Annotated in this window: 17 protein-coding genes; 10 read left to right on the forward strand and 7 right to left on the reverse strand. The window is 70.2% G+C overall.

Annotated features, from left to right (window positions below):
- Nucleotides 1-21: 21 nt before the first annotated feature.
- Together OG811_RS07660 and OG811_RS07665 are read left to right on the forward strand one after the other, a co-directional pair.
- Complete coding sequence (locus OG811_RS07660) at nucleotides 22-1191, forward strand: helix-turn-helix domain-containing protein (RefSeq protein ID WP_406072967.1); 1170 nt, start codon at nucleotides 22-24, stop codon at nucleotides 1189-1191.
- 1314 nt (nucleotides 1192-2505) lie between these two features.
- A complete protein-coding gene (locus OG811_RS07665) occupies nucleotides 2506-2919 on the forward strand; it encodes a hypothetical protein (RefSeq protein ID WP_406072968.1) in 414 nt (137 codons plus the stop codon).
- Nucleotides 2920-3107: 188 nt separating this feature from the next.
- On the opposite strand, the gene OG811_RS07670 is transcribed toward OG811_RS07665, so the two are convergent.
- The 3 genes from OG811_RS07670 to OG811_RS07680 form a co-directional block, all read right to left on the reverse strand.
- Entirely contained in the window at nucleotides 3108-3362 is a 255-nt protein-coding gene (locus tag OG811_RS07670; protein WP_007465523.1) for a Smr/MutS family protein, read from the reverse strand.
- Between the two features lie 120 nt (nucleotides 3363-3482).
- The gene (locus OG811_RS07675; protein WP_112584722.1) at nucleotides 3483-3851 is read right to left on the reverse strand and encodes a M48 family metallopeptidase; all 369 of its coding nucleotides are present in this window, start codon (nucleotides 3849-3851) and stop codon (nucleotides 3483-3485) included.
- Between the two features lie 150 nt (nucleotides 3852-4001).
- Nucleotides 4002-4772, reverse strand: a complete 771-nt coding sequence (locus tag OG811_RS07680; RefSeq protein ID WP_406072969.1) for an ROK family protein — start codon at nucleotides 4770-4772, stop codon at nucleotides 4002-4004.
- Nucleotides 4773-4834: 62 nt separating this feature from the next.
- On the opposite strand from OG811_RS07680, the gene OG811_RS07685 reads away from it, so the two are divergent.
- The 5 genes from OG811_RS07685 (at nucleotide 4835) to OG811_RS07705 (ending at nucleotide 10634) form a co-directional block, all read left to right on the forward strand.
- Nucleotides 4835-6472 carry an ABC-F family ATP-binding cassette domain-containing protein gene (locus OG811_RS07685; RefSeq protein ID WP_406072970.1) on the forward strand — a complete coding sequence of 546 codons (1638 nt, stop codon included), beginning with the start codon at nucleotides 4835-4837 and terminating at the stop codon, nucleotides 6470-6472.
- Between the two features lie 38 nt (nucleotides 6473-6510).
- On the forward strand, nucleotides 6511-6819 hold the full coding sequence (locus OG811_RS07690) for a hypothetical protein (RefSeq protein WP_406072971.1): 309 nt from the start codon (nucleotides 6511-6513) through the stop codon (nucleotides 6817-6819).
- Between the two features lie 263 nt (nucleotides 6820-7082).
- Entirely contained in the window at nucleotides 7083-7808 is a 726-nt protein-coding gene (locus OG811_RS07695; protein WP_406072972.1) for a methyltransferase domain-containing protein, read from the forward strand.
- Between the two features lie 441 nt (nucleotides 7809-8249).
- Nucleotides 8250-9908: a glycoside hydrolase family 10 protein gene (locus OG811_RS07700; RefSeq protein ID WP_406072973.1), complete on the forward strand. Its 1659-nt coding sequence runs from the start codon at nucleotides 8250-8252 to the stop codon at nucleotides 9906-9908.
- A 186-nt stretch (nucleotides 9909-10094) separates the two neighbouring features.
- Complete coding sequence (locus OG811_RS07705) at nucleotides 10095-10634, forward strand: phospholipase (RefSeq protein WP_406072974.1); 540 nt, start codon at nucleotides 10095-10097, stop codon at nucleotides 10632-10634.
- A 137-nt stretch (nucleotides 10635-10771) separates the two neighbouring features.
- On the opposite strand, the gene OG811_RS07710 is transcribed toward OG811_RS07705, so the two are convergent.
- Together OG811_RS07710 and OG811_RS07715 are read right to left on the reverse strand one after the other, a co-directional pair.
- Nucleotides 10772-13612, reverse strand: coding sequence for an ATP-binding protein (locus OG811_RS07710; RefSeq protein ID WP_406072975.1), 2841 nt, complete (start codon nucleotides 13610-13612; stop codon nucleotides 10772-10774).
- 150 nt (nucleotides 13613-13762) lie between these two features.
- Nucleotides 13763-13978 carry a zinc ribbon domain-containing protein gene (locus OG811_RS07715; RefSeq protein WP_272613711.1) on the reverse strand — a complete coding sequence of 72 codons (216 nt, stop codon included), beginning with the start codon at nucleotides 13976-13978 and terminating at the stop codon, nucleotides 13763-13765.
- Between the two features lie 55 nt (nucleotides 13979-14033).
- Between OG811_RS07715 and OG811_RS07720 the strand changes: the two genes are divergently transcribed.
- The 3 genes from OG811_RS07720 (at nucleotide 14034) to OG811_RS07730 (ending at nucleotide 16720) form a co-directional block, all read left to right on the forward strand.
- Nucleotides 14034-15227, forward strand: coding sequence for a lytic transglycosylase domain-containing protein (locus tag OG811_RS07720; protein WP_406075579.1), 1194 nt, complete (start codon nucleotides 14034-14036; stop codon nucleotides 15225-15227).
- 72 nt (nucleotides 15228-15299) lie between these two features.
- Complete coding sequence (locus OG811_RS07725; protein WP_406075580.1) at nucleotides 15300-16319, forward strand: GNAT family N-acetyltransferase; 1020 nt, start codon at nucleotides 15300-15302, stop codon at nucleotides 16317-16319.
- 62 nt (nucleotides 16320-16381) lie between these two features.
- The gene (locus OG811_RS07730) at nucleotides 16382-16720 is read left to right on the forward strand and encodes a hypothetical protein (RefSeq protein ID WP_406072976.1); all 339 of its coding nucleotides are present in this window, start codon (nucleotides 16382-16384) and stop codon (nucleotides 16718-16720) included.
- Nucleotides 16721-16810: 90 nt separating this feature from the next.
- Here the strand turns inward: OG811_RS07730 and OG811_RS07735 are convergent, their stop codons facing one another.
- Nucleotides 16811-17314 carry a multiprotein-bridging factor 1 family protein gene (locus OG811_RS07735; protein ID WP_406072977.1) on the reverse strand — a complete coding sequence of 168 codons (504 nt, stop codon included), beginning with the start codon at nucleotides 17312-17314 and terminating at the stop codon, nucleotides 16811-16813.
- Between the two features lie 280 nt (nucleotides 17315-17594).
- Nucleotides 17595-18578: a porphobilinogen synthase gene (gene hemB / locus OG811_RS07740; RefSeq protein ID WP_406072978.1), complete on the reverse strand. Its 984-nt coding sequence runs from the start codon at nucleotides 18576-18578 to the stop codon at nucleotides 17595-17597.
- Nucleotides 18579-18598: the final 20 nt, after the last annotated feature.

Raw genomic sequence — 18598 nt, forward strand, 5'->3', positions numbered from 1 at the left:
CTCCGGCGGGAGGCGCGAGACATGCCAACATTCGGCGTACGAATGCGACAAGCGCGGGAAGCGCATCGCCTCAGCCTGGCCGCGCTCGCCGAGCTGCTGCCCGCCGATAAGGGGCATCTCTCCCGGCTTGAGAACGGCCGTCGCCGCCCCGGCGAGGATCTGGCCCGTCGAATCGACGACGTCCTCGCCACTCGCGGGGAACTGATCGCTTGCGCCGCCCTGGATGTCGCCGCCGCCACCGACACCCGGCCGTCCGAAACCGTCGAACTGCTACATCGAATGCACGCCAGCGACACCGCCCCCGCCACCATCGAGACGTTGCAGGCGACTATCACCGAGCTGTGCTGCCAATACGGGTGGCGCGACGCTGGGGAACTCCGCGCCGAAGGTCAGGGTTGGCTGCGTGAGGTAGCGCGGCTGCTACAGCGACCGACCGGGCTACGGCAACACCGCGAACTGTTGGTGTGCGCGGGCTGGCTGGCACTACTGATTGGCTGTGTCGAGTACGACCTCGGCATGCGTGCCAGCGCTGAAGCCACCCGTATCGCCGCCCGCCAGCTCGGCGACGAAGCCGGTCATGCTGACATCACCGGCTGGGCGTGGGAGATGGCGGCCTGGTTCGCACTTACCCAGTCCCGACACCAGGCGGCGCTGACCGCCGCCCAAACCGGCCAGGAAGTCGCCGGCCGGCAGCGGGTGGGGGTTCAACTAATCGCACAGGAAGCCAAATCGCTGGCACGGCTCGGCGACCTTCAAGGCGCGGGGATGGCACTCGATCGAGGTCGGCGGCTACTCGACGAACTCGGTGCGCCCGACCGCCCCGACAACCACTTCGAGGTCGATCCGGGCAAATGGCTGTTCTACGCGATGGATACCTGCCGTCTCGCTGAACACGACACTCTCGCCGACCACTACGCCACCGAGGTTCTGCGCCTCGGCGCTGGGACTGACGGCATCGAACGCTCACCTATGCGGATGGCCGAGGCCCGACTCACTCTCGCCGCCACTGCCCTGCGCGCTGGCGAGCTGGATCGGGCTGTTGAGCAGGGGGTAGCGGCGTTCGCTGCTACTCGCCGGTCCCTGCCGTCGTTGCTGCTGGTCGCCGGCGAGGTTGACGTCGAATTGCACCGTCGCTACCCGCACGAACATGCCACCGCCGACTTCCGTGACGCGCTGAACGCGGTTCGTTAGCTGAGCGGGTTGAGTTCGGTGCGCCGGCCGGTGAACATGACCCTTCGAAAAGCTAGATTCAATCTAGCTTTGGAGCGATCTACCTAAACCCAAAGGTCGCTATGGTTGTGCCGTCGCTGGCCTACGAGGAACCCGCGCCGAAGTCGGTCGCCACTGCCCCGAGGAGCGCGGGCGTTACGATGGCGCTCCGCTTGCGCAGTTGAGTAGTTCGAGGACGGGGATGACGCCAGCGGTCGGAATCGCGCAGTTGCTCGCTGGTGATGGCGGGACAGACGCCGACGTGTGACGCGGTGGGCACGCCTCGGCCGGAGTGCCAGGGCGGGAGTCCAGAACAGGAGGGGAGTACTGGACCCCCGCGTGATTTGGCTATTCGACTCTGAGGACAGTCGTCAAAGGTCGGGCGCCCTTGCCCTTTTCCCAATGCATGTGAAGCCAACGCGGCAAGACATCGGCTAGCAACAGCTGAAATCTGGCAATCAGCTTCAAAGTAACGTCGAAGCACAAGGCGGTGCTCAAATGATGTGCACCCTCTCAACTTCCCCGTCCGGGTGAATGACCCGTATGCTTCCCCCGCCTCGCTTGCACATTTCCTGGATCACGGCGTAGACCTGCAGGGCACGGTTAACCGTATCGGTTTTCGAGTCCCCCGATTCCTTGCTCGCCTTTTCCAGGGCTTCGCTTGAACGAGGCGTCAAGTTAACTGTAAGGCGCACTAGCTGACCTCCTGTGCCCGCACTCCCTGGAGGGAGGTCGTCGGCCTTAGGGGTGTCGCGCCGCGGCGCCGAGGGGGAGGACACTGGCGGGCCATCCTCGTCGGGGTGGGTACGGATGTGTTCTTCAGTGCCTTGCCGGTCGAGCACGCTCGTCCTTACTGGCATTGTAAGTTCATCCCCTTTCATACCCTTTCCTTGCTCGGAATGTCGCTAGGACAGGTGGATTCACCCTCTCCGGTTGGAGAGTCGGCTCCTACGGGGGCAAACCAAGGCCACCTACACGTAGTAACGACACAGTCACCTCCCGGGTTCGGCTTGTACGGCACTTACGCGCCGGTAGTATGCATGTTTGCAGTATGTCTTGCCTAGCCTGAACCTGCCACCCGGGATCCGAAGGTGCGGTATTCTGACCCGTTTCCGCCTCCACCGTACAGGCGCAACGAGCGGCCTTGCATCCCCTGGACGTATGAGTGCTGCATGATCACCGTACGTTTGTACGCGTGAGGCACGTACCCGAGTGGCTCTCTGATGCGCGTAGCGGTGTACTCTCGGTCAGGTTCGTTGGTGCACGCAGGGCAGCCCCTCATCGGGGGCGGCCACGGTGGGCAAGCTGAGAAGTGGCCTCAAGAAGGGGTTGAACATGGCGAAACCGCCGCGGCAGCCGGAACAGGTGAACATGGACCTGACGGCAGAACCCGGAGAAGGCGTCCCAGGAGAACGGGCTGATCCCGCGATCCGAAGGAACACGGTCAACATCAAGTTCTGGGTCAACAGGGTGCTAGGCCTCGAGCTCGGTCTGGAAGAGTCCGAGACGAACGCCCGAAGCGCCTCCGTGGTGCACTTCGCGGTCATCACGGCACTGGCCATGATCATGCTCTTCATCGTCTGGGCCATGAGCCACAGCACGGTGCTCAGCCTCGTCGCCGGCGCCATCACGATGGCGGCGGGAATCCTCTTCGTGCGCACAACCCACGCGCATAAGCGGGTAGCTGAATCTGATCGACCGGGCGCCTGAGCAGGGCCCCGGGTCTCGTCGACCCGGGGCCACCTGCATTCGTGTGAGCAACGGAGTGATGAGAGTGCTGCCATGATCGCGTGGTAGAGATCCAGCAGTACCGAGCGCGAATAGCGGCGAAAGGTGCCGAGACCGGCGGCGTTTGGGCACGTCCAGGGCTGACGTGGGAGGCCTCCAAGTCGGGCCAGTCATTTCCAGCGGAAGTGGACGAAGAGTCGGCCGAAGTTCTTCGAGTCCTTCTCCACGCGGTGGTAGAGCTGCTTGACGTCCTTCTGGTCGAGGAACCGCAGCACCCGCTTCTTGAGCTGGCCGGACCCCTTGCCGGGGATGATCTCGACGAGGGTGGCCTTCTTCGCCACCGCCTCGTCCATGATCCCGCGCAACGCCCTGTCGATGTCCTGGCCCTTGTTGAAGATCTCGTGCAGGTCCAGCTTGAGCTTCATGCCGCAGCCCCCGGCCGGTCAGGTCCCATGTCCGCCATCCTAGGCACGTCCGGCAGGTCGCCCGCCAGGCGACGAAGGGGCGGCCCCGAGGGGCCGCCCCGCAGCGTCACCGGGTCAGGCTCAGCGCCTGCCGCCCAGTCGGGTCTCCACCCGTTCCAGCGCGGTCCGGTAGTCGTCGTTGGCCGCGTACATAGCGGCGGCGATCCGCAGGTGCCGCAGCGCGTCGGTGTGTCGGTTCAGCCGCTCCAGCGTCCGACCGAGCACGTGGTGCGCGTAGTGGTCGCTCGGGTCCCGCTCGACCAGCTCGCGCAGATGCTCCTCGGCCCGGTTGAGCTGGGCCGACTGGAAGTACGCCCGGGCCAGCAGCTGCCGGACCGCCGCGTTGCCTGGTTCGGCGTCGATGATCGGCTCCAGCAGTCGGGCTGCCCCGCTGGGGTCACCGGTTTCGAAGAACATGGTCGCCCGCCGGTAGTCCGCCAGAAGATCCATCTGCCACCTCCTCGGGTCGCACCGTCACCTGTTCCGACGCTGGCACAACACCTGACGTTTGGCGACTGTTCCCGGGGTCGAGATCCGGGTCACTTCCGGCCGCCGAACCCCACCGAACGCCGCCCACGGGCGCCGACGGCCGCCGAAGGGTCAGGTGCGGGCGTCCCGGCGTCCGGTGGAGAGCTCCCAGGCGCGGACGCCGCCGACGATGCCGGCGGTGTTGGGCACCACCACCACGTCGTCGCCCATCCGGGTCAGTTGCTCGGGCCGGATCAGTCGGGAGTTGCCCCCGCCCAGATAGAGCCGGTCCCAGCGGAACACCGGGCGGAGCCCGTCCACCACCTGCCGGATCCGGCGGGACCAGAAGGCGTCGCCGAGCCGCCGACGTTCCGGCTCCCCCACGTACGTGTCGTAGGTGGTGCCCCAGCGCACCGGCGCGTGCGACAGCTCCAGGTGCGGTGCGAGCACCCCGCCGTCGAAGAGCGCGCTGCCCAGCCCCGTCCCGAGGGTCAGCACCAGCTCGCAGCCGGTGCCGGCGACCACCCCGGCGCCGTGCACCTCGGCGTCGTTGAGCACCAGCGCCGGCACCCCGAACGCGTCGACCAGCGCGCCCCGCGCGTCCCAGCCGGACCAGTCGGCGAGCAGGTCCGGGTCGACGCGGGTCCGTGGGCCGTTGCGGGTCACGTAGTGCGGTGTGGTCACGACCACTCCGTGCCGGATCATCCCGGGTACGCCGACGGTCAACCGGTCCGCCGTTGGCAGCCGCCTGCCAAGATCCAGCAGGGTCCGGACGAACAGCGCGGGCGGCAACGGGTACGGCGTCGGCACCCGCAACGGCCGGGCCCGCATTGTCCCCGCCTCGTCGAGCACGGACGCCTTGATGCCTCCGCCGCCACAGTCGATCGCCAGTGTGGTCACCACGTCGTTGAGTCTGCCCGCTGCCGGCCGGTCGTATGCGGGCGGCCGGATAGGCTGCCGTCCTGATGAGCGCCACGATGATCGTCAAGGACCTGGCCGCCGGGCACGGCGACCGCCCACTCTTCGCCGGGTTGGACCTGGTGGTCGCCCCCGGCGACGTGGTCGGCCTGGTCGGGCCGAACGGAGCCGGCAAGTCGACGCTGCTGCGTACCCTCGCCGGGTTGTTGCCGGTCGAGGCCGGCACCGTGCGGCTCAGCCCGCCCACCGCGAGCGTCGGACACCTGCCGCAGGAGCCGGAACGGCGGCCTGGCGAGACGGTGCGCGACTTTCTGGCCCGGCGGACCGGGGTGACCGCCGCGCAGGCGGCGTTGGACGCGGCGACCGAGGCGCTGACCGCCGGGGCGGCCGGCGCCGACGACGCGTACGGCGACGCTTTGGAGCGCTGGCTCACCCTCGGCGGCGCGGACCTGGACGAACGCGCCGAGCAGGTGAGCGCCGACCTGGGGCTCGCGGTCGACCTGGACCACCCGACGACCGGGTTGTCCGGCGGCCAGGGGGCCCGGGCCGGGCTGGCGTCACTGCTGCTCAGCCGGTACGACGTGTTCCTGCTCGACGAGCCGACCAACGACCTGGACCTGGCTGGGCTGGAGCGGCTGGAGGAGTTCGTCACCGGGCTGCGGGCCGGCACAGTCCTGGTCAGCCACGACCGGGAGTTCCTCACCCGCACGGTGACCCGGGTGCTGGAGCTGGACCTGCCACAGCAGCAGGTGCACCACTACGGCGGCGGCTACGCGGCCTACCTGGAGGAGCGCGAGGTCGCCCGCCGGCACGCCCGCGCGGACTTCGAGGAGTACGCCGACACCCGGGCCGGCCTGGAGGCGCGGGCCCGCACCCAGCGGGGCTGGATGGAGAAGGGCGTGAAGAACGCCCGGCGCAAAGCCACCGACAACGACAAGATCGGTCGCAAGTTCCGGAGCGAGGCAACCGAGAAGCAGGCCGCCAAGGCCAAGCAGACCGAGCGGCTGATCGAACGGCTCGACGTGGTCGAGGAGCCCCGCAAGGAGTGGGAGCTGCGGATGGAGATCGCCGCCGCCCCCCGCGCCGGCGCCGTCGTGGCCACGCTGCGAGGTGCGGTGGTACGCCGGGGCGGGTTCACTCTCGGCCCGGTCGACCTGCAGATCGACTGGGCGGACCGGGTCGCGGTGACCGGCGCGAACGGATCGGGCAAGTCCACCCTGCTGGCCGCGCTGCTCGGGCGGCTGCCGTTGGACGCCGGCACCGCCCATCTGGGGTCCGGGGTGGTGGTCGGCGAGGTGGACCAGGCACGAGGGCTGTTCCTCGGCGACGCGCCGCTGATCGACGCGTTCCAGGCGGCCGTACCGGAGATGTCGCCGGCGGACGCGCGGACCCTGCTGGCCAAGTTCGGGCTACGTGCGGCGCACGTGCCCCGGCCGGCGGCCACCCTCTCCCCCGGTGAGCGGACCCGGGCGGCGTTGGCCCTGCTCCAGGGCCGCGGGGTCAACCTGCTGGTGCTCGACGAGCCCACCAACCACCTGGACCTGCCCGCCATCGAGCAACTCGAATCGGCACTGGCCAGCTACCCCGGAACGCTGCTGCTGGTCACTCACGACCGACGGATGCTGGCAGCCATCGAGACGAACCGTCAGCTCCGGGTCGACGCCGGGCGGATCGCCGAGGATTGATCCGTGCCGGCGGGCCAGCCCGGGGTGAGAATGACGTCATGCTCAAGTGGGAGTACGCCCTGCTGGTCCGCCGCCGCCAGGCGGCGACCAACGACCTCGGCTGGGAGGTCGTCTTCGTCTGGTACGGCCCGGACGGCTCGATGGTCGACGTGACGCCGTACGGCGACACCTCACTGGCCCACCTGAACCGGGCCGGCGACCAGGGCTGGGAGTTGGTCGCGATGAGCGAGGACCCGTCCCTGCCCGGCCATCACGAGTTGCACCGTTACCACCTGAAGCGGCCGAAACCCTCTGACCCGCCACCCCGCCAGCGGGTGCGCGGGGGTCGCCGCACCTTCTCGGGCTGACTCGACCGCTCCGGGTGCCCTCTGCCGACGCGGCCCTTGCCGCTCCGGCGCGGGCCCTTTGCGGCGCTTGCGCGGGCCCGGTGTTTCTGTTGAGCCTGATGCCTGTGAGTCATTTTGATGCCTCACCGGCATCACGCTCATTGCGGCCAAGCCCCGGATCCTGCGACACGCCCACCCACCGGCCACGCCCGCCCAGGCGACGAGGCCGACCGGTCCGCATATCAGGCGCGAATGCGGGTAACGCGCGGCGGGAGGTGGCCCGAATGGTCGCTTTGGCGCAGACTCAGCCCTCGGCCGACCGGCTGCGGGCGATCGACGAATTCCTCGCTCACGCGTGGGCGGACCAGGTCCGGCACGATGACCGGCTGCGGGGCCTGGCGGTCGAGGTGCGGTTCGACCGGGGGGTGGCCCATCTGAGCGGGGACGTCGCCGAACCCGCCGAGTTGCGGCTGGTCAGTGATGTGGTGGGGCGGCTGGCCGGCGTCTACGGCGTCTGGTGCCGGGTTGGCATCGGTGGGCGGGCGCCGGTGGTCGTGGACCTCGGTTGCGGGCCGACCAAGCAGTGGTCGAGCAACCTGGGGCTGGACATCTACCCGGCGCCGGGGGTGAACGCGGTCGCTGACCTGTCGGGCTCGCTACCGCTCGCCGACAACTCGGTGGACGTCCTCTTCGCGGTGCACATCCTGGAGCACCTGATCGACTTCCTGCCGCTGGTGGACGAGTGCCACCGGGTTCTTCGTCCGGGTGGCGTACTGCATGTGATGAGCCCCTGGTGGGGGCACGTGAACGCTGTTGCCGACCCGACCCACGTCCGACTGTTGGACGTGCAGACGTTCAAGGGGATCTGCCAGGGCCGGCCAGCGGGCACCCCGCGGTGGTACCCATTGCACGCTGGCTGCGACGGTGCCTCGATCTTCGCCGACCTGACCCCACTCCCACCCAACGCCGACCCCGCTCCGCAGTCCCACCTAGCCCGCTTCTTCGACTAACCCCCACCCACCCCCACCCACGTCGCCCCTGTTGATCATGAAGCTATTGCCACGAAACGCCGTCTTCGGTGGCAATAACTTCATGGTCAACGCCGGCAGATGGTCGGTGATGCCGGAGGCGATCACCCGTTCCTGCTCGCGCCGACCGCCGGCCTAGTCGATCAGCACCGTCCAGCCGCACTCGGCGGCGGCGGTGACCACGTAGCGAGCCAGCTCGGCGAAGTACGGAATGTCGAGTTCCGGAACGGCCAGCGCGATCACGCCGGTGCGGCCCTTGCGCGGCTCAACTGCCGGCGGTCGACTCGCGGGTTGATCGGACGCGCCCCCTTGCGGTAACGATCCGAGTGTGAAAATTTTCTACCTGCGGCAGATAGCCACCGGCGAATCTTGCCGAGGGTGCCGCGCCGATCAACCGGGAGCCCCACCGAAGGGACACACCGCATGAAGGCAACTCGCCTCGGAGCCGCCGGGCTGGTCGCAGCCCTGCTCGGCACGCTCGTCACCGTCACCCCCGCGAGCGCCGCCCCCAGCGCGGGCGGCACCACCACCGCCACCTGCACCACCGACCCGGCCACGCCCAAGCGGCAGTTCCGGGCCATGTGGATCTCGTCGGTGGTCAACATCGACTGGCCCAGCAAGGCGTCCCAGACCAGCCCGAACCAGGTCGCCGCTCAGCAGGCCGAGTATCGGGAGCTGCTCGACCTCGCCGAGCGACTGCACCACAACGCCGTCGTAGTGCAGGTCCGACCTACCGCCGACGCGCTCTGGCCCTCGCCGTACGAGCCCTGGTCGGAGTACCTGACCGGCGTCCATGGACAGGACCCGGGCTGGGATCCGCTGGCCTTCCTGGTCGACGAGTCGCACAAGCGGAACCTGGAATTCCACGCCTGGTTCAACCCGTACCGTGTCTCCATGCCGGCACCCGGCGGTGCTGGCGCGGACCTCACCCAGCTTGCCCCCGGCCACCCGGCCCAGCAGCACCCCGACTGGACCTTCGCGTACCCGCCGGCCGGCGTGGCCGGCAGCCGGCTCTACTACAACCCCGGCATCCCCGAGGTCCGCGAGTTCGTGCAGACCGCAATGATGGACGCGGTCAGCCGGTACGACATCGACGGGGTGCACTTCGACGACTACTTCTACCCCTACCCGAGCGGCAGTTACCAGGTGCCGGACGACGCCACCTTCGCGGCTTACAACCGGGGCTTCACCGATCGGGCGGACTGGCGGCGGGACAACATCAACCTGCTGATCCAGGGGATGAACGGCAAGATCAAGGCCGCGAAGCCGTGGGTGAAGTTCGGGGTCAGCCCGTTCGGCATCTGGCGCAACAAGACCGCCGACCCGCTCGGCTCGGACACCACCGGCAGCCAGTCGTACGACATCATCTCCGCGGACACCCGCACCTGGGTCAAGCAGGAGTGGATCGACTACGTGGTGCCGCAGCTCTACTGGTACATCGGCCAGTACCCGGCGGCCGACTACGCGCGGCTCGTGCCGTGGTGGGCCGAGACGGTGCGCGGCACCCGCGTGCAGCTCTACATCGGGCAGGCCGACTACAAGAGCGGCGATCCGACGTACGGGCCGTTCTGGCAGAACCCGAGTGAGCTGTCCGACCACCTGACGCTCAACCGGGCGTACCCGGAGGTGCAGGGCAACGTGCACTTCTCCGCCGTCCAGGTGCGGGCCAACCGGCTCGGCGCCACCGACATCTACGCCGCCGAGCACTACTCCCGCCCAGCGCTCGTGCCGAGCATGCCGCACCTCCCGGCGAAGCCGCTGCTTTTCCCGGTTGTCACCAAGGCGGTACGGCAGGCCGACGGGGTACGGCTCACCTGGCACCAACCGGCTGACGGCGTCGGGCCACTCGGCACCGCCACCTCGTACGCGATCTACCGGTTCGACGGCACCACGCTGCCTGGTCGGTGTGGTACGGCGGACGCCGCGCATCTGGTCGACACCGTCCGGGCCGTGCCCGGTGGAGTGCAGTCCTGGGTGGACAACACGGCCGAGCCCGGACGGCGCTACACCTACCAGCTGACCGCCCTGGACCGGTCGGCCAACGAGAGCCCGGCCAGCCCGCCGGCCTTCGTCCTGCGCTGACCCGTCCCTTTCTCGCCGGATGCCCCGGGTGCCCCGCGCACCCGGGGCATTCGTCTGTTTCGACGTATGTCACCAATAGTTGGCGCGACGCATACCGTCCAGTTGATCAGTTGATCGAGACTCATCGACATCCGGTAACCCGCCGGTAACTTCCGTCCCACCCGCCCACTCCCGCGGAGGTCACCCGTGCCCCGACGTCTCGCCACCCTGCTCGCCTCGGGCGCGCTCGCGCTGCTCGCCACCCTCGCCATCGCCTCCCCCGCCGCCGCCGTCACCCCCGCCCAGCGGCTGTCGGTGCTGTCCAGCTGGACCCAGACCAGCGCGTCCAGCTACAACTCCTGGAACAGCGCCCGGGTCAACCGGGCCCCCTGGGCCGAATACAACTTCGACTGGTCCACCGACTACTGCTCGTCGAGCCCGGACAACCCGCTCGGGTTCACCTTCAACCTGGGCTGTTACCGACACGACTTCGGCTACCGCAACTACAAGGCCGTCGGCCAGTTCTCGGCCAACAAGTCCCGACTGGACAGCGCCTTCTACGAGGACCTGAAGCGCGTCTGCACCACGTACAACGCGGTCGTCCGACCGGCCTGCTACAGCCTGGCCTGGACCTACTACCAGGCGGTCAGCATCTTCGGTTCAGTGGCGGCCGTACAGCAGGCCGACATCGACCGTGCCGCCCGAATGAAGGCCGACGCCGAACGCGCAGCCGCCACCCGCGCCTAAACCCCACCCCCACCCCCACCCCCACCCCGCCCCCACCCCGCCCGTTGATCATGAAGTTATTGCTGCGACACGCCGCGCCGACGGGCAATAACTTCATGATCAACAACGAGGGGGGGTGGGTGGGGATTGGGGTTGGGTTAGGCGCGTTCGGTGCGGGTGGCTGGGTGGCGGTCCGGATCGGCGGGACGGCGGGGGGTTGGCTGGGACAGGCCCGTGCTGAAGCGGGTCGAATCAGCCGCCAGGTCCGGATGTTCCACGTCGAGCGCCAGCGCGGCGGCCTCGTCCAAGCCCAACTCGGCACCCTCGCCGTACGCGTCGTCGAAGGCCGCGTCACCCAGCACCGCACGCAACTCGGCCTGCTGCTCGGCCCAGTAGCCGCCGTAGATGCCCGGGGTCGCCCGCATGCTCGCCCGGGTGGCCTGCGCCGCCCCGAACAGGCGGGCGGCGGTCAACCGATCCCCGCCGATCGCGCAGCGCACCGCGATCGCGTTCAACGTGTCGCACGCCCGGCCGTGGTAGCCGTGGCCCATCCGGGAGCGCAGCGCCACCAGCAGGTGCTCATGTGCGGCGACCACGTCGCCCCGGGCCAACGCGACCATCCCGAGCAGCATGTCCACCGAGCGCCGGCCGCGCTCGACCGGCCGGGCCGCCTCCACCGGCCGGACCGCCCCCAGCAGGTCCGCCGCCTCCTCCGAGGCGCCCCGCCGCCAGAGCAGCTCGGCCAGGCTGAACACCGCGAACAGCACTTCACCGACCACGTCCTGCCCGTGCGCCCAGTCGATGACCTCCCGGCACACCCGCTCGGCCTCGACGAACTGCCCCATGTCGACCAACGGCGCGGCTCTGCCCGCGAGCACCCGGGCCAGCAGCCCGGCATCACCGGCCTGCCGGGCGGCCGCCTCCGCCCGCTGGGAGTAGCGCAACTCCTCGGCGAACTCGCCGTCCGCGCCGGCATGCAGCGAGTGCATGTGGTAGACCGCCGCCAGCTCCGCTTCCGGGATCCGCTCACCCGTTTCAGCGAGACGCCCGTACAACCGGAACAGCCACAGCCGCCCCTCCCGGGCCAGGCCCCGCTCAAGCCACCACTGGTCCAGGCCACCAGCCAGGCCGAGACCGGCACGGGCGCTGCCGCCGGTGGCGCACCACCGCAGCGCCGCGCGCAGCTCCCCGGCCAGTGGGTCGAGGGCATACAGCGACAGCGTCACCGGCCGGCCGTCCTGACCCAGGTGTGCCCGGTTCAGTGCATGCGCCGACCAGGCCACGTGCCGGTCCCGGGCGGCCTGCTCCTCACCCACCTCGACCAACCGCCGCGCCGCGTACGCCCGGATGGGGTCGAGCATCCGGTAGGTGCTGCCGGCAGCACGCGGCTCCGCCAACACCATCGACTTGTCCACCAGCACCGAGAGTGGATCTAGTGGGTCGTCGCCCAGCAGCCACTCCACCGTTTCCAGGTCCACCGGCCCGGCAAAGATCGCCAGCCACCGCAGCAGTCGGGCGGCCCGAGGCCCCAGCGTCCGGTACGACCAGGTGACGGTGGCCTGCATGGTCAGGTGCCGCTCGGTGGCCGAACGCTGCACCGCCCTGCTCGCCGGGGTGGGCGGCGTCGCCCCGGCCGCCGCGGCGACCAGGTCCACGGTGTCCTGCTGGTTGCCGGACCAACCCCGCTCCACCGGTGGCGGCTCCGGGTCCTCCCGGCCGGCGTCCAATGTGCCGAGCACGTCGTCCAGTCGCTCGGCGAGCTGGCCGACAGAGAGCACCCGCAGCCGGGCGGCGGCCAACTCGATGGCGAGCGGCAACCCGTCCAGCCTCTGCACCACTCGGCGCAGATCGGCCGACTCGGCGGGGTCCGGTTTCCGGCCGCCGCGCGCCGCCGCCGTTCGGTCCAGCAGCAGCGCCACGGCGTCGCTCTCCGCGCCGTCCGCCCGCGGGTCGACCGAGAGCGGCGGGATCCGCCACACCACCTCACCGGGCAGGCTGAACGATTCACGACTGGTCGCGATGACCCGCACGCCGCTCCCGCCGGACAGCAACCGCGCGATCACCTCCGCACAGGCGGCCGGTTGGGTGTCGCAGGTGTCCAGCACGACCAGCATGCGGCGGCCGGCAGCGTACTCGACAAGGGTGTCCAGCATCGGCCGTCCCGGCTCGGGTCGCAGGCCGAGCACCGCGGCGATCGCGAAGGCCACCAGCCCCGGGTCGGTCACCGCAGCGATGTCGACGAACCAGACCCCATCCGGGTACGCCTCGACCACCCCGCTCGCCAACTCCACCGCGAGCCGTGTCTTGCCCGCGCCACCCGCGCCCAGCACTGTGACCAGGCGGTGCTGTTCCACCAGCAGACTCAACTCGACGCGCTCGGCCCGGCGACCAACGAACGAGGTCACCTGGGTCGGCAGGTTGTGCGCCACCGCGTCGGCGGTGCGGGGCCGGGGGAACTGCCGCTCCAGGCCCGGCGCGACAAGTTGGAACAGTCGTTCCCGGTCGTCGAAGCCACGCAGGCGGTGCAGGCCCAGGTCGAGCAGTGCCGCACCGGGAGGCAGCGGCTCGGCCCGACGTGCGGTGGACGCGGAACAGAGCACCTGCCCGCCGTGCGCGGCGGCGGCCACCCGGGCGGCCCGGTGCACCTCGGGGCTGACGTACTCGCCGTCGCGCGGCTCGGCGTAGCCGGTGTGCAGGCCCATCCGCACCCGGGGTGCGGCTTCGCTGGTGGGCCATTCGTGGCTGGACAGCGCCCGCTGGGCTGTCAGGCACGCGGTCAGCGCCGCCGCCGCGTCCTCGAAGGCCAGGAAGAACGAGTCGCCCTCGGTCAGCAGCTCCGCGCCACCCGTGCTGGCCAGCGTCCGGCGCAGCAACCGCCGGTGCTCGGCGAGCACCGGCCGGTAGTCCGGGCCGAGTAGCTGGGCCAGCCGGGTCGAGCCCTCGATGTCGGTGAACACGAAGGTCACCCAACCGCTCGGGAGCTGGATCCGTGGCGACATGCGTGACCTCCGCCCGTGACGTCGGATTCATGCTGCCTGAGTCCGAGCGATCACGCATCGTGAGAACGGCCGGGCAGGTGCCGCCTCAAGGTGCCACTCGGACCCGCTCCCGGCAAGGACAGCCCACCAGGCGGCCGTGACTTGGCCCGATCAGCAGCCGCAGGCGCCGCCGCAACAGCCACCACCGGCGGGTGCCGGGGCACCACCGGCGGCACCACCACGCCCGGTCACCGCAACCGCGGAGAGCAGCTTGACCGTGTCGGCGTGTCCCTGCGGGCAGGTGGCGGGCTCGCCGGCCGCCGCCATCGAACGGTTGACCTCAAAGGTGTCGCCGCAAGCGCGGCAGCGGAACTCGTACCGGGGCATGGAACCCAGGGTACGTGGATCTGACGTTCGGCGGAGCATGGGTGATACTCGACGGGTGGTGGACGGCGAGGACGACACGCGTGTGAAACCGTTACGACCGGCCGCGCCGCTGGACGGGCCACTCGAAGGCTCGGGGTCCGCGCCCGATCCGGTGCGCGCGGTGCCCCGCCCCCGCCGCCCCTGGTTGAGCGCCGACGCGCCGGCCGACGAGGCGAAGACCGTCACCATGTCCGGCGCCGTGGATCCGGCGAAGACCACCGTGGACGAAATGCCGGTCGTGCCGGCGTCCGAACCCACCCGGCGACGGCGGGTGCAGTTCGCGCACGCGCTACGGCTGCCGCCGCGTCAGGCAGCGGCGACCGCCGCCCGCGCGACCCGCGCCTGGGCTCGTCGGCCGAGCGGTCGGCTCACCCTGCCCGGCGTCTTCCTGCTGGCGCTGGTGGCCGCGACCGCCGCGGCGGGCGCGCTGCTCGTGCCAGCCACGATCCGCGCACCACGCCCGGTCGCGGCCGACTCCTCGGCCGCGCCGACCGCAGCCGCACCACCAACGGTGCCGTCCGGCCTACCCACCGGCCCGTTGCCCACCTGGCCAGTTCCGACCGGCCCGGTGCCCGGCGGCGGGCTGCCCACCAACGGGCTGCCGACCGGGCCTCCCATCGGGGCGGGGACCGGGGTCCGGCCGTCGGACGCCCTGGCCGGCTGGGCTCAGCAGGTCGGCGCCAAGGTCAGCGTCCCCCCAGCCGCCATGCAGGCGTACGGCTATGCCGAGCTGGTGCTCGCCCAGACCAATCGCAGCTGCGCGCTGAGCTGGACCACGCTGGCCGCGATCGGCCAGGTTGAGTCGGGGCACGGCTCGGCCAACGGCGCGCGGCTGGGGCAGGACGGCAAGGCGCTGCCGAAGATCATCGGGTTGCCGTTGGACGGAAAGGACGGCCGGATGCGGATCATCGACACCGACCGTGGGCTGCTCGACGGGGACACGACCCTCGACCGCGCGATCGGGCCGATGCAGTTCATCCCGACCACCTGGCAGGAAATCGGGGCGGACGCGGACAACGACGGGGTCAAGGACCCGCACGACCTGGACGACGCCGCCCTGGCAGCAGGAAACTACCTCTGCAAGGGCGGCCGCAACCTGAGCATCGCGGGCGACTGGTGGAACGCGATCCTGTCCTACAACGATGTGCGGCGGTACGCCCAGGACGTCTACGACACCGCGAACCGGTACGGACGGGCCAGTCGCCTGTGAAGTGATCGTCTCGATACGTTGGAGAACTGGACACTTCCCCCGGGCAGCTGTTAGCGGCAAGCTAGACGGGTGATGGTGCGCGAGTGGGACCCCAGGACCGCGTCGTCCGCCGAGATCGCGTCGCTGTTGGTCACGCTGAACGCGGTCCTGGCGGCTGATCTGCCGCAGGACCCGCCCTGGCGGGAGACCTCGCTACGCGAATACCTCGCCGAGGTGATGCCCGGCGAGCGGCGGATCTCCTGGATCGCCCAGGCCGAGCCAACCGGCCCCGGCGACCCGGGGGCGGTGCTCGGCCAGGTTCACGTGCTGCTCCTCGGTGACATCGGCGTGCTCGAGGTGCTGGTGCACCCGTCCGCGCGGCGCAGCGGCCTCGGTCGTGACCTGGTCCTGCGTGCCGCCCGCCGGGTCTACCAGGAGGGCTTCCAGTCGATCGGGGTCGAGGTGGTCGGCGACACGCCCGCCGTCGGGTTCTACGAGTCACTCGGCTTCACCCGGGAGTACGTGGAGACGCGCAGCGTGCTCGACCTGACCGCGGTCGACTGGACCGAGCTGGCCCAGATGGCCACCGGCATCGGGGCGGGCTATCACCTGGAGTTCTTCCCCGGTGGGCCACCGGACGACCTGATCGAGGCGTACGCGCGGGCGAAGGCCGAGGTGCGCGACGTCGACGACGGTGAGCTGCGCCCCAGCTCCTACGACCCGGAGCGGCTGCGCGACAGCCTCGACACCCTGCACCGGCGGGGCATGAAACCGTACATCGTGCTCGCCCGGCACGAGCAGAGCGGTGAGGTGGCCGGTCTGACCGAGGTGGTGGTCCCGGCGCAGCACCCGACCCGCGCCGACCAGTACGACACTATCGTCGCGCAGGGCCACCGGGGCTACGGCATCGACCGGGCGATCAAGGCCCGGATGCTGTTGGAGCTGCGCTCCGCCGAGCCGGAGCTGATCGAGGTGCAGACCTGGAACGCGCAGGCCAACGAGGCGATGCTGAAGGTCAATGCGGAGCTGGGCTACCGGCCGGACCGGGACTGGTGCGAATACAGCGTCGACGTCGCTGAGCTGGTGCACCGCCCCGATTCGCCGCCGCGCTGAGGAAATTCACGAGACTGTCCATTAGGGGATGGACGGTGGACAGTCGCGCACCTTAACGTGCGTTGACTCCCATCCACCCATCCACCCATCGTGGAGGCCCTCTGCGCCCGCGCCGCTCAATCGCCGCGCTCGCGATCGCCGCCGCCGCCGTCACCGTCACGGCGCTCGGCGTCGCACCCACCGCGGCCAGCGCCGCGCCCACCGACCTGTTCATTTCGGAGTACGTCGATCCTCGCCCAGGCGTGTTGGCCGCCGGGCAGACGTCGGTGGCCTTCCCGGTGACGGTGCGCGGTGACCGGAAGCGGGAGTCGGACGAGAAGCTGACGCTGCTGGTGGCCGGCGTGCCCGGTCTGCGGCTGGCCGATCCGCTGGCGGTCGGCATCTTTACCAACGACGACTGATCCGCCAGGCGCCGTGTCAGCGGCCCGTCGTCCGGATGTCCCCGGACGGCGGGCCGCTCGTCGTTCGCCCGGCCCAGTCAACGTGAGGGCTCAGTAGTAGTCGTGGACGATCGGCGGGGGTGGCACGTTGCGGTGCTGCGCCACCCGCACCTCCCACTGGCTGCGTCGGCGTCGCGCCTCGCGGTCTGCCGAACTGCGGTGGTAGGTCTCCGGAGGCCGGGCCAGCCCATAAATGTCCCCCCACCACTCCCCCTGCTCCGGGTCGAGGATGGTGTCCAGGTGCGAGGGATAACGGCGACCCGCGCCGTCGTGAACGTCATCGCGGTCGGCCATTGGTTGAATGACCCGGCCCTCCTGGTCCACCACGGTCAGATAGAGCCCGGCCGTAGCGAGCAGGCGCTCCAGCACGGCCAAACTCGGTGTCATGTTGCCGGCCTCGACCTTCCCCACGGTCGAGGGTGAAACCTTGGCGAATCGCGCCATCTGGCGCTGGCCCAGCCCTTTGATGCGGCGGGCCCGACGCACCAGGCCGGCGATGGGAAAGCGACCGACGGTGGGGCCGAGGGAGGGAGGAGGATCGAGTGCCGAAGCCATGCGACCACGATCCGCAACCCGAACGCTCGGCTCAATCCCTGTGGAGAAACCTGTGGACAACTAGTGGGAGCCGGGGACCGAGGGCATCCCACGTCACCTTTGCTCTGCTTCAACGGAGGCAACAGTTCGGGGCTCTGAGTGTTGCCTCCGTTGAAGCAGAGCAAAGGGCGAGAAGAGGTACACCAGCGCACAGCCCAGGGGCGCAGCCCAAGGAAGGAGGGGCGCAGCCCAAGGCGCACGGGCGAAGCCGCAGCGCCTGGCGGCCGCCAGGCGCTGATCGTCAGTAGCGCTGGCGGAGCAGACCGGCGGCCTCGACCGCCCAGTAGGTGAGGATGACCTGCGCGCCGGCCCGCTTGATCGAGGTGAGCGTCTCCAGCATGACCCGCTCCCGGTCGATCCAGCCGTTCGCGGCGGCCGCCTCGACCATCGCGTACTCGCCGGAGACCTGGTAGGCGGCGACCGGAACGTCCACCGCGGCCCGCACCGCCGACACCACGTCGAGGTAGGGCAGCGCCGGCTTGACCATCACCAGGTCGGCGCCCTCGGCGACGTCGAGCGCCACCTCGCGCAGCGACTCGCGCAGGTTGGCCGGGTCCTGCTGGTAGGTGCGCCGGTCGCCCTCCAGCGCCGACTCCACGGCGTCGCGGAACGGGCCGTAGAAGGCGGAGGCGTACTTCGCGGCGTACGCCAGCACGGCCACGTCCTGGTGCCCGGCGGCGTCGAGCGCCCGGCGTACCACGCCGACCTGGCCGTCCATCATCCCGGACGGCCCGACCATGCCGACCCCGGCGGCGGCCTGGGCCACCGCCATCTCGGCGTACGCGGCCAGAGTGGCGTCGTTGTCGACCTCGCCGTCTCCGGTGAGCAGCCCGCAGTGCCCGTGCGAGGTGAACTCGTCCAGGCACAGGTCGCTCATCACCACCGTGGCGTCACCCACCTCGGCCACCACGTCACGGATGGCGACGTTCAGGATGCCGTTCGGGTCGATGCCGCCGGAGCCGGTCGGGTCCCGCCGTTCCGGCACGCCGAAGAGCATGATCCCGCCGACACCGGCCTGGACCGCTTCGATCGCCGCCTTGCGGAGCGAGTCCCGGGAGTGCTGGAGCACCCCCGGGAGCGACGCGATGGCCCGGGGCTCGGTCAGCCCCTCCTTGACGAACATCGGCACGACCAGCTCGGCCGGGTCGACCCGGGTCTCGGACACCAGCCGGCGGATCGCCGGGGTGCGGCGCAGCCGGCGGGGCCGGATCTCGGGGTACGACATGGGAGGCCCTCCTGAAGACG

Source organism: Micromonospora sp. NBC_01638, assembly GCF_045209745.1.
Taxonomy (GTDB): Bacteria; Actinomycetota; Actinomycetes; order Mycobacteriales; family Micromonosporaceae; genus Micromonospora.